The following is an 11,159-nucleotide window of genomic DNA, read 5'->3' on the forward strand; positions in this document are numbered from 1 at the left end:
CTGTATCCAATTAACCTCATAGACGCACGTGCTTATTGTGGTTTGATCATCTTATAACCAACACCCCATACCGTCTGTATGAACTTGGGATGTTTGCTGTCGAGTTCGATTTTCTCACGAATCTTGCGGATATGCACCATGACTGTGTTGTTGGACTCCATAAACTCTTCTTTCCAGACCTGTCTGTAGATCTGCTCCATACTCAGCACAGAGCCTTGATGGCGCGCCAGCAGCTCCAGAACGGCAAATTCACGTGGAGTCAAGCGAACAGGCTGCTCATCCACCCAGACCTCATGCGTATCGGTGTTGATGACCAGATCGTCAATCACCCACTCATGCTCCTTGCTTTCCCGGCCCTCATTGAAGGTATGGTACCTGCGAAGCTGTGACTTTGCCCGTGCCACAAGTTCAAGCGGGTTAAACGGCTTGGTCACATAATCATCAGCGCCGATGCTCAGCCCTGTAATTTTATCCATATCCATGCTTTTGGCTGACAGCATAATGATCGGCATTTTCTGCTCTTCCCTAATTTTCATACATGCTTCAATTCCGTCCATATTCGGCATCATGACATCCAGAATGATCAGATCAATTGGCTCTTTCTTCAGTTGCTCAAGCGCCTCGATCCCATCACTGGCTGTCAGAACCCGGTATCCTTCATTACCAAAATAAATCTCCATCAGTTTAATAATATCCTGCTCATCATCCACAAGCAGAATGGTTGCTGGCTGTGCCACGGCATTATTCCTTTCCATTCCATGAATCATTACTTGATCAAAGTATACCACTAGGAAATGGATCTGCGAAAATCATCGCCCTAGGAAAGAAGCAAAAACGTTGGATTTTAGGAATAATATACTTTTTCTATTTTATATAAAGTATGCTCGATTGTTGGGCAGAGATCAGCATCGACTTTGTGAAATTTAATTCGAAAGTATAAACTTTTCAAAAAGTTCTTTATATTATTTTTTTGCCTAAAGGCAGGAAGGAATTCTGGATTTTTCTCCACATCACCAAAACGTTGAATCCATTGCTCTACATAAGTCTGACTAAGTATTTTTCTATTTAAAACACTAATTATGGATTTTACCATTCTTTCATCTTCCCCATCGGAGTAAACTCGATCAGTGATGGTCATCTTTTCGTAAACCAAATCGAGAATGGTTAAGAGATCATTTTTATCCAACTCGGAACATTGGGCCAATTCGTCTAAAGCATCTGCTGCATGGGCTATGGCATGAGCCCAGCCTTTTTCTTCATCATACCCGCGGTAATCTCGCTCTTTATGTACATTGTAAAACACGATCTCTTTTATCTGATGAATATGCTCTTTCGAGAGAAATGGTGATTCTTTATGCCTCATGAAGAGGAGCGGTATAACTAGCATAGAGAACGATCGAGTAAAGACAGAGTCTGTATTCGTTTCACCAAGCCTAAAAAGCAAATGCTTATTATCCAAAACAACGGATAGAAGTTGTTCTAGTTCGTTTACTGTTAAGGTATTATCAGGAATCCAATTTGATAAGGTTGTATAAATGAGGTCATCACGTAGTTGGGCATCCAAAGAACCGATATTAACCATCATTTCTTGTATCAACTGGAATGTATCGAGAGGTGTTTGGTAGTCATTCTCTTTTACTAATATCAACTTTTCTTTTAAACTCATTTTACACACCCCTAATAGAAGATTTTCCGAACTTACTATTTTAGTTTCTATTGACTATGTGGCATTTTTAAACGTTGGTTTTCGTTAATTGTAGCTGATCCGGCAATCTCTATTATTAACGTATAGTATCGTCGATTTAATCCTTGCTTAACCGTTGCTTGTGCGGATAACATGTTCTATGTATTCTATTAAATCTTGCTCTATATTCAGGCAGAACCTAGCATTACGGACCTTGGTCTATCTATTCAAACAACGATACTTTGGGCTCTATACCAGTCAGTGTCAGCATCGTATGCAGTTGACCCCTGTGGTGATACACATGTCCCATGATCTCAAGCAGCCACTCCAGACGACTGTACGAAGCTCCCCAATAGGAGTCAGTCACCTGTAATAATTCCTCCGTATTAAACTGTCTGTATCGATGATAGAGATACATCTGATTCGCAATCAGCGCTTCTTTGATCTCACTCAGTGAATTCGGCTGATTTTCCTCGTAAAACAAAGCCATTTCTTCTTCGGAAGCTCCCTCCGAAATATGTACATCTGCACGACAAATGACGGATAGATGAGAAAGCAATTCTCCGACCGGCCGTTTGCCCTCAATCGGAGTCAAAGCCAAGTCTTGCTCCGACAGTTGGTCACATAAATGGATTAATGATGTCACTGCCACATCAATATGTTTAAATGCAGACTGAATCAACAGAAACACTCCCTTTTTATCCCATTATATAGAACATATGATCGCTAATCAACCATAAATTCCCCCTTTATATATAAACCAGCTTTGATCGAAAACCAACAATAATGAACAAAAAAAAGTCCCTCCTCCCCCATATAGACGGAATTTGGGACATTTTGTTGCTCCGATGATAACAAACACGAACTCAACTTGAATATAACGAGCAATACGTTTGATCGAATCGTCCTGCGAGCAAGTCAGCCTTGCGAATGAAAAATTGCAATTCCCCACAATCCCACCATTGAAAACCGATGGCGTCATGCGTATCAATTTTTAATAGAAGCAAGGTATCCGCAAGCTCTTGTTGTGTCCGTTTCTCATCCCCGCCATAATGTTCAGTCAGCTTCCTCTCACACGCCTGCTCGTCATAAGTATACTCTTCACCAAGTACGATCTGTAACAGCGCCTGGTGTTCGGCATCCGGATGCTGACCGTCAGGGTATCCAAACATGCCACCCCAGTTCTGCGTACTCGGATGATTCCAGCTGGACTCAAATTCCAGGTACCGGTCATATAGACCTTCCTCCCCTTCGACAGCTACCGTTCCACCAGACAGCGGGGCGGCGATTGCATTCAGAGCCAGAGAATCAATATATGCATATGTAGGAAACTCGAGATTAGGCAGCACTGTTACCGAATGTGCTACAAAATCGTCCTTACCCAGCGCGGTTTCGCCATCAGGCTCTCGCCTTATCAGGTTATGAGCGTCCGGCTCGTAAATCACACGATGCTCAATATGATAAGCCGGTTCATCCACACCAATGAAGAAGTATAACATGCCCCGTTCGGGCAAACTCCCCCGCCCATCATTAGGCGTATATGGCGTCAAATCCACGAGATTCAACTGGGCCAGGAACGTCATGGGCACCCCGTCCTGTGTCAAAGGCCATTTCATGTTGCTCGGCAGATCCGGATTTCCACCTACACGTGAATTTCCTGTTCTGCGATACTCATCGATTGTCGATACATCAAGGCGAATTCCCCAACGGCTTGAAGATAACAGCAGATCGGCAGCATTACCCAATCCATACTCCTCAAGAGTTTTCCGGGCTTTTCTGGTCAGACGTTCACATTGTTCAGGTTTAATCATACAGATCCTCCCCTTCTGACAATACATCTATGGTGAGACATATTCAGGTTCACACCTGTATATTCTTCCGCTGAGTCTTCTTTCCCTGCTTCTTGCAAAAAAAGAGACTGACATCCGTTGTCAGTCTGCTTCCTTATTATCCATTCGGTTCATTCTTAACGATCCCGATTCTGTGAATCATCTTGAAAAGCACGAATATGCTCCTCGCCATCTAAAAATTCATGGGACTGGTGTGCAGCCATTACACCATGATAACTAATATCCAGACCCAACTCTTCCTCTTCTTCCGTGGAACGGACAGGAACGATCTTGCCAATCAGTTTCAGACCAATCCAGGTCATGACAAATCCCCAGACGACCAAAGCCGTGAGGCCGAGCGCCTGAACACCCAGCAGCCTCCAGCCACCTCCCATGAACAAGCCACCCTCGGTTGCAAACAAACCCACGGCAATCGTTCCCCACATTCCGGATACAGCATGAACAGGGAACGCACCCACCGGGTCATCAATCTGCCTGCGGTCCAGCCAATTCGTTGCAGCCATCATGAGTAATCCAGATACCGCCCCGATGAATATCGCAGCTACATCATCGACAAAAGCACACCCCGCCGTAATACCGACCAGACCGGCCAGCGAGCCATTAATGACCGATGGTGCGTCTGAACGATTGAATCGGAACAAGGTGTAGAGCAGTGTAGCCGCACCGCCCGAAGCAGCAGATAACATCGTTACGATGGCAATGTGACCGATCCTTACATCAGTCGCACTGAGCGTACTTCCTGCATTGAAGCCAAACCAGCCGAACCACAGCAGAAATGCACCTACAGATGCCAGCGGCAGATTGCTCGGAAGCGCAATGGCACTCACGCCAAGCGGTGTGTATTTGCCTTTACGCGGCCCAATAATAATCGCTGCAGCCAGTGCAGAGAACCCGCCCAACGCGTGAATAACTGCGGAACCGGCAAAATCCTGCATCCCCAGCTTGCTGAGCCAACCGCCGCCCCATGCCCAGTGTCCACCAATCGGATAAATGATTGCCGTCATCAATATGATGTACAGCAGATAGGCACGAAAGTTAATCCGTTCAGCTACAGCACCTGATACGATGGAAATGACGGCAATGGTGAACGCGGCCTGGAACAGCCAGAATGTTTCCAATGAAACGGGTACATCCAGGTGAGACAAGTCTCCATTGAGGAAAAATCCGGTTATGCCTACAAAACCTCCGGCATCAGAGCCATACATCAAGCCAAATCCGATGGCATAGAAAAGCAACGTTCCAATGGTAATGTCAGCGAAAACCTTCATAATAATATTCACGCTATTTTTATAACGTACAAAGCCAGCCTCCAGGAGCGCGAACCCGCCCTCCATCAACAAAATCATGGCTGCACTCAGTACGACCCAGACCGTATCCATCCCGGAGCTTAACGTCTCCAAAGTCATGCTTATACATCCTCCGTTTCCCTAAGCTGTCTAATCTCCCGGATCGTTTCGGGCGTAAGCTCGATTTCATCCCGTTCGATGCTGTCCGGATGCTTGATTCGTTCAGCAATGCGGTCCAGTTCTCGTATCCGCCGCCGGATTTGTTCCATTTTGCGAAAACGCTCCTTCACCTGAACCATATATTCCACCGCCTGGTGATGGGATGCAGGGCGGCCTGCGAACCATTTGCGTACAGTCGACAAGGACTGATAAGCCACTTCTTCCGCACGTTTTTTTTGTTCGAATTGTTCAATTTTATGTTTAAGCGTTTCGATCTCATTTTCTTTTTTGACCTTGAGCTGTTGGATAAGGTACAATAAATCGGACGATGATATTTGCAATGCTGTATGGTGATACACCTCGTCAATTACTAACATATCATGTCAGGACTCCTTACATATCAAGTTACTTGTTATCGATTATAGAGTCCAGCACTACTTAGCGTCAATCCTTTTTTGGCGATGGCATGATTTCATATGACCCATTTATAAAAAACAGCTTCATTCTCATGTACACAACTTCAACTAACAAAGTAATTTAAACACATCTTCGCATTCATCTTTCATATCCTCTATGATGTGTATTAAGCATCCACATTTTAGGCACTGCACTTACACAAGCTAACATCATAGAACTCATTTAAAGGAGAGGATCGCACGATGTTCACTCGTAATGACGACATTCGGAGCCAAATCTGGGAAGCCGTCTCTGGACTCAATGAAGAACAATTGAACCTCCAACCCACACCTGACCACTGGAGTATTATGCAAGTTCTCCGTCACCTGAATTTGATGGAAAACATCATTGTGAAGCAAGCCCACGCCGCGCTAGAGAAGGAACAGACCGTTTCGGTGGACAAAAAACCATATGAGCTTACATTGGATCGCAGCCGCTCTGTTAGCGCCCCATCTCATCTCCAGCCTCCTGCGGAACCGGAAACGCTGGCGAATGTTCGCCACGACCTGAAAGACTCACATCAAGCGTTGATGCATGTCGCACAAGATCATGAGGCTGAACTGCTGCGAAGCAAGTCCTTTCTTCACCCGGTTTTCGGTGAGATGGATCTGGCTCAATGGGTCGATTTTGCAAGCTATCATGAAGAGCGTCATCTGGCACAAATTCAGGATATTAATCAAAGGCTTGGCGTGTCGCACACCTAAGTCATCCCCTATTTACTCGATGTAAGCAAAAATAACCTCCAACCCACACATTGTGGATTTGGAGGTTTTGATTTAATTTGAAACATGCTATATTTTTTTGCCCAAAATCGCCAAATCCCGGTTGACACCATCCAGCACAGCCACTTCAGGGTAATAGCCCCACTGTTCAAAGCCATGCTTGCGCAATAACCCCAGACTCGGTTCATTATGTCCAAACACAAAGCCCAGAATCGTCTTGATTCCAAGCGCAGGACAAGCGTCAAAAATGGTGTTCAGCAAACGTCCGCCAGCCCCAATTCCCCGGCACTGCTGATCCACATACACACTGACTTCCACCGTCCCATTGTACGCAGGTCGTCCATAAAATGAACCCAGGCTAGCCCAGGCTACAACCTGTCCCTCAAGTCTCATCACCCAGAGTGGGCGATGATCGGAAGAATGCTCCTCAAACCACGGAATACGTTGCTCGACGGTCACCGGCTCCAAATCCGCCGTCACCATTCGGCTCTCAATCGTAGAATTATAGATCTCCACAATCCTAGGCAAGTCCTCACGACTCGCATACTCAATCTGTACACTATCCAGCTTCATGTCTACTCCTCCATCATCCAGATCGATTCTATCTTATGACGGTATTATAACGGAGGAATGAAGTCGACGTCATCCCCCAACATTCAGCTAAATTCCATATTTACTCAGACAACCCTTGAATCGTGTTACCCCGGGTTAACTGCTGGCTCTGATCCGCCCAACGAATGTTAACAGAACGGGAAGTGAATAGATCCGGGCCGTCCGATACCTGGAAGTGCAGATGAGCTTCACTGGAATTACCTGAGTTACCCAGCTCTCCAATGAGGTCCCCCTGCTTGACTTTGTCCCCTTTTTTGACGGCCACACTGCCTTCCTTAATGTGCCCGGTGATGCTGTATTCTCCGTTTCCATGGTCAATGACCACATTATTACCCGCTGGTTCTTCCGGGTTCATAACACCTGGTATATTATCTGGAATATCATTCTTGATATCGACTACGGTTCCATCTGCTGCTGCATAGAGCGGTTCACCAAAAGCGTAGTAGTTTTCGTTCACCTTTGCATCTCCGTTGTAACTGAAAGCTGCTTTGGTGCGAATGATATCTAGCGCATAGCGCTGTGTTTCATGCTCGTAATGATAGTTTGACATCACATCATTGCCTCCCCAGAACACATACCATTCACCCTTCATTGGAAATTGAAATTCTGTTTTGGTGAATGTTTGATCCGTATCTTCATGGGGTTCCAGTGGTTGGATTAACAGCCCTTCAATCTGATTTGCTTCGGTAAAATAGGCTTGAATGCCTTTGTCTCCTGTTTGATCCTTCCAGGCGAGCTCAGTTAAATGATTCACTTTGGCATTCACCACTAGATCAAAGGAAGTTACGCCCTCAAGGAATTGATCCGCAGACGATTTAAACTGTTCAAGCGTTAGTGCTTCCTTCAACTCGGGACTCATCTGACTGTAGATGGCATCCTTGGAACCGTTCATTAACGTATCGATGAAATTGTCGGGTGTAATGATGGCGCTCACCTCTGTACCTGAATTCTCTGCCTGATGGGTACTCTCACTCGCTTCATTGGCATTTGTCGTCCGTTCCTTGGACTGCTGCTCCGCCTGCTCGGATGTAATCGAGTTACTGTTACCGCAGGCAGACAACATCACGCAGGCTCCAAGGGCAATGGCAAGCAACTTCCAGCTCTTTTTGCTCTGTAACTTCTCATGTGCAGCATATCCTGATTTCGGAAGACTTCCCCCGCCATTTAAGTGATTCGCACGAATTTTAGATCCTTCTTTTAAACTGTTCATTCTCTACATCCCTTCTGTGTTCGTTATACTTTCCTGTTAAGTGTACAGAATGAATCTTATCCTTCGTCTAACCCATCCTTACATGTAGTTAAACTGTAGCGTCTTCTATGGCTTCATAATTAAGATTCCGTTAAGATAGCTCACACACTACATAGCCCTTTCGGATGGTATGATTAGCAATAAACAAACAGGAAGCCCTAGGAGGTCATTTCACATCATGGATCACGTCTCCATACTGCTAGTTGATGATGAACAAGCCATTTTACATATGCTCAAAACCGTCCTGCTCAAAGAGCAATTTGTAGACATCGACACCGTTACCACTGGAGAAGAGGCGATTGCCGCCTGCGAAAATAAAACCTATCACTGTATCGTTCTGGACATCATGCTGCCTGGCAAAAGCGGATTGGAGATCTGTCCCTTCCTGCGGCAAGTGACCGATGCACCGATTCTTTTTCTGACCGCCAAAACAACGGATTATGACAAGTTAACCGGATTCGCCGTTGGCGGCGATGATTATGTCGTTAAACCATTTAATCCACTGGAAGTGGTCGCCCGGATCAAATCACTGCTGAAACGTTATTTACCTACCAAAATGGCGGCGACTACAACGGCGACTACACCCTCTTCTGACGTAACTTCGTCATTTCCTGCCGTGCAGGAAGGGGTATATGATTTTGGCCGTTTTCAAGTATTTGAACAAGCTGGTGAACTTCAGGTTGAAGGCCAGCCGGTAAACTGTCCGGCTCTTGTCTATCAGCTGCTGCTCTTTTTCTGCAAGCATCCCAATCGTATTTTCACTAAATCGGAATTGTATGAGCGCGTATGGGGTTCGGAATCCATCAGCGATGACAACACCGTTATGGTTCATATTCACCGTATCCGTGAGCGGATTGAAGCTGACCCCTCTAACCCTGCGTTTCTCGTCAATGTTCGGGGACTGGGGTACAAACTCATTCAGCCTAACCAAGTGTCACGCGCATGAGTATTCGTCGCAGATTAATGACCCGATTTATCGGTATGCTCGCTGGCGCAGTAGTTCTCATCATCCTGTTGGGTTCTGCAGCCACCTATTGGGTCGTTCAAAAGGTGAATGAAGTGAGCCTGGTGGATGACTTCGCTACCAGTGGTCTTGACCAACTGATTAATACCGCAGAAATTATGCCCGATGGGACGGTCCGCTATGATCCCAGACTGCTGAAGCAGGTCGAGAAAAATCAGGGATGGCTTCAGGTTGTGGATGAAAAAGGCTACGTCATTGATGATTTTGATACACCGAATGACGTTCCGAAGCAATACATGCCTGGAGAGCTGATCGCATACTGGGAAGGCAAAAAGCCGTTCCCGTACCAGATCGTTATGCTGATCCGGGAGAAAAACGGCGAGATGTTCACCTTGCTGTACGGCGAACGCAATCAGGTCAAATCCTTACTCGATCAAGCCCGGGAGGACAGTCATTACGCCGATGGAGAGCTTATGCTGCGCCCCAAACAAAAGGATGCTATCCGTTCCAAAGGTGCCTATCTGCAAATTTTGGATGCCTACGGTCAAGAGCTGGTCTCTTATAATAAACCTGCCATGGGCGTTCCCAGCAGTTACAACATACAGGAACTGGCTTTGCGTATTCGTTATCCCAATCGATATGGAATATCGATCGCAACCTTTTACGATGAACAGAATGGCACGACCTGGATGCTCAGTATACCTGTCGATCCAACTGCTACAGGGGAAGAAAATCCCTATAATTTCATTTTGACCCCAGTGCTCATCGTGCTGATCCTATCCGTTGTCATTTTGCTAATTCTGCTGGCCCTATGGTACGCCAATCGTTTCGGTTCCCCCATGCTGCATATGCTCCAATGGCTCCAACGACTGGAACAAGGACATTATGAAGAACCCAAAGGCATTGGCGGCATACCTCGCAGTCAGCGACGAAATGGCAAATGGAAACGGAAATACCACGTGTATGCCGAAGTGCTTCGCTCCATGCAGGCATTATCCGCAACATTGAAACAAGATGAAGAGCTCCGTAAACAGACCGAATCTCTGCGTGAGGAATGGATCGCCGGAATAACGCATGATCTCAAGACACCGCTATCCTCCATCCAGGGATACGCACATATGCTTGAAGCACAGAAATATAGCTGGTCCGCGGAAGAAGTGAGAGAATTTGCGGGCATTATGCTGGATAAATCCATGTATATGGACCGACTTGTGAATGACCTTGCCATGACGTACCGATTGCGCAGCGGTGGATACCAGCCACCTGTGGAAGAAACTGACGTAAATACGCTACTTCATGATCTCGTCCAGCGTGCAGAACGCAACCCGGTATATGGCGAGGGACGTATTGTTTTCCGGCCTGCGAAAGTTCCGGTATACGGCCATGTGCATATTCCTTCGTTTGAACGCATTGTGGATAATCTGACCGCTAATGCCCTTCTGCATAATCCAGCGGAGTCAACTCTGACCGTTAGTGTGCATCCGGGTAAGCAGACAGGTGAGTTCAGTGTTCATTTTGCCGATGACGGTCAAGGAATGGACCCGGAACTGGTCTGGAGGCTGTTTGAACGATATTACCGAGGGACCGATACAGGTACGTCCGATGTCGGATCAGGCCTTGGCATGGCGGTTACGAAAGGGTTAATTGAAGCGATGCAGGGCCGTATTGAAGTACAATCGACTTCTGGTGAGGGTACTGTCATTCGATTAATATGGGATGGACAATCAGAACATGGGTAAAAAAAACATTCCGCTTGACCTTTTCATTTTCAATCTATATAATCGACACTCAATAACACCTGTTCCAATATATTGATATGGACTTCAACGATATTAAGATCAATTCAATGGATATCGATTTTGCATATTTGGCGATGACCAGAGACAAGATTCCGTTTGCGTGCTGCCCAGAGAGAGAAGGGATTGGTGAAACCTTCTTCAGCGAACGGACCGGAATTACCCCTCTGCAGCCGTGACCTCGAACTTCAGCTTTTCGGTTTTCTTCATGAATTCCGGACAAAGCTGTCAGTAGAGTTCACCGTCTGATCCCCGATAACGGATTCCAATGAGGGTTATGATGTTCTTGCTTGCGGCGGCTGGTCGTGTTCAGGAGCATTCATAACCAAATTAGGGTGGAACCACGAGCTGAGCGCACTCGTCCCTTTTCCGGGACGGGTG

The 11,159-nt window shown here is 46.2% G+C and carries 11 protein-coding genes; 3 read left to right on the forward strand and 8 right to left on the reverse strand.

What is annotated here, in order from left to right; translation table 11 throughout:
* Positions 1–32: 32 nt before the first annotated feature.
* The 6 genes from A6049_RS09140 to A6049_RS09165 all read right to left on the reverse strand — a co-directional run bounded on the left by A6049_RS09140 (position 33) and on the right by A6049_RS09165 (position 5,356).
* Positions 33–755: a response regulator transcription factor gene (locus A6049_RS09140; RefSeq protein ID WP_063564620.1), complete on the reverse strand. Its 723-nt coding sequence runs from the start codon at positions 753–755 to the stop codon at positions 33–35.
* Positions 756–844: 89 nt separating this feature from the next.
* A complete protein-coding gene (locus A6049_RS09145) occupies positions 845–1,666 on the reverse strand; it encodes a DUF2785 domain-containing protein (RefSeq protein WP_063564357.1) in 822 nt (273 codons plus the stop codon).
* Between the two features lie 241 nt (positions 1,667–1,907).
* Positions 1,908–2,366 (reverse strand): DinB family protein, encoded by a 459-nt coding sequence (locus A6049_RS09150; RefSeq protein ID WP_095206027.1) that lies wholly within the window; start codon positions 2,364–2,366, stop codon positions 1,908–1,910.
* 184 nt (positions 2,367–2,550) lie between these two features.
* Entirely contained in the window at positions 2,551–3,495 is a 945-nt protein-coding gene (locus A6049_RS09155) for a DUF1963 domain-containing protein (RefSeq protein WP_063564358.1), read from the reverse strand.
* 155 nt (positions 3,496–3,650) lie between these two features.
* Positions 3,651–4,940, reverse strand: coding sequence for an ammonium transporter (locus A6049_RS09160; RefSeq protein ID WP_063564359.1), 1,290 nt, complete (start codon positions 4,938–4,940; stop codon positions 3,651–3,653).
* 2 nt (positions 4,941–4,942) lie between these two features.
* The gene (locus A6049_RS09165; RefSeq protein WP_063564360.1) at positions 4,943–5,356 is read right to left on the reverse strand and encodes a hypothetical protein; all 414 of its coding nucleotides are present in this window, start codon (positions 5,354–5,356) and stop codon (positions 4,943–4,945) included.
* Between the two features lie 282 nt (positions 5,357–5,638).
* Here A6049_RS09165 and A6049_RS09170 point away from each other — a divergent pair, with 282 nt between their 5' ends.
* Positions 5,639–6,139 carry a DinB family protein gene (locus A6049_RS09170; RefSeq protein ID WP_063564361.1) on the forward strand — a complete coding sequence of 167 codons (501 nt, stop codon included), beginning with the start codon at positions 5,639–5,641 and terminating at the stop codon, positions 6,137–6,139.
* Between the two features lie 87 nt (positions 6,140–6,226).
* Here A6049_RS09170 and A6049_RS09175 read toward each other — a convergent pair whose 3' ends face one another.
* Both A6049_RS09175 and A6049_RS09180 read right to left on the reverse strand, forming a co-directional pair.
* Positions 6,227–6,730, reverse strand: a complete 504-nt coding sequence (locus tag A6049_RS09175) for a GNAT family N-acetyltransferase (RefSeq protein ID WP_063564362.1) — start codon at positions 6,728–6,730, stop codon at positions 6,227–6,229.
* A gap of 100 nt (positions 6,731–6,830) precedes the next feature.
* Positions 6,831–7,979: a M23 family metallopeptidase gene (locus A6049_RS09180; protein ID WP_240321358.1), complete on the reverse strand. Its 1,149-nt coding sequence runs from the start codon at positions 7,977–7,979 to the stop codon at positions 6,831–6,833.
* A 217-nt stretch (positions 7,980–8,196) separates the two neighbouring features.
* Between A6049_RS09180 and A6049_RS09185 the strand changes: the two genes are divergently transcribed.
* On the forward strand, positions 8,197–8,964 hold the full coding sequence (locus A6049_RS09185) for a response regulator transcription factor (RefSeq protein ID WP_063564363.1): 768 nt from the start codon (positions 8,197–8,199) through the stop codon (positions 8,962–8,964).
* Entirely contained in the window at positions 8,961–10,721 is a 1,761-nt protein-coding gene (locus A6049_RS09190) for a sensor histidine kinase (RefSeq protein ID WP_063564364.1), read from the forward strand. Before A6049_RS09185 ends, A6049_RS09190 begins: the two co-directional genes overlap by 4 nt.
* The last annotated feature ends 438 nt before the right edge of the window (positions 10,722–11,159 follow it).

Source organism: Paenibacillus sp. O199, from assembly GCF_001636635.1.
Classification (GTDB): Bacteria; Bacillota; Bacilli; order Paenibacillales; family Paenibacillaceae; genus Paenibacillus; species Paenibacillus marchantiae.

What these genes read in the sequence shown, in the direction of transcription:
- A6049_RS09190 (WP_063564364.1), top strand. Translation starts at nt 8,961, where the DNA reads ATGAGTATTCGTCGCAGATTAATGACCCGATTTATCGGTATGCTCGCT.
- A6049_RS09145 (WP_063564357.1), bottom strand. Translation starts at nt 1,666, where the DNA reads ATGAGTTTAAAAGAAAAGTTGATATTAGTAAAAGAGAATGACTACCAA.
- A6049_RS09155 (WP_063564358.1), bottom strand. Translation starts at nt 3,495, where the DNA reads ATGATTAAACCTGAACAATGTGAACGTCTGACCAGAAAAGCCCGGAAA.
- A6049_RS09160 (WP_063564359.1), bottom strand. Translation starts at nt 4,940, where the DNA reads ATGACTTTGGAGACGTTAAGCTCCGGGATGGATACGGTCTGGGTCGTA.
- A6049_RS09175 (WP_063564362.1), bottom strand. Translation starts at nt 6,730, where the DNA reads ATGAAGCTGGATAGTGTACAGATTGAGTATGCGAGTCGTGAGGACTTG.
- A6049_RS09180 (WP_240321358.1), bottom strand. Translation starts at nt 7,979, where the DNA reads ATGAACAGTTTAAAAGAAGGATCTAAAATTCGTGCGAATCACTTAAAT.
- A6049_RS09165 (WP_063564360.1), bottom strand. Translation starts at nt 5,356, where the DNA reads ATGTTAGTAATTGACGAGGTGTATCACCATACAGCATTGCAAATATCA.
- A6049_RS09185 (WP_063564363.1), top strand. Translation starts at nt 8,197, where the DNA reads ATGGATCACGTCTCCATACTGCTAGTTGATGATGAACAAGCCATTTTA.
- A6049_RS09140 (WP_063564620.1), bottom strand. Translation starts at nt 755, where the DNA reads ATGGAAAGGAATAATGCCGTGGCACAGCCAGCAACCATTCTGCTTGTG.
- A6049_RS09170 (WP_063564361.1), top strand. Translation starts at nt 5,639, where the DNA reads ATGTTCACTCGTAATGACGACATTCGGAGCCAAATCTGGGAAGCCGTC.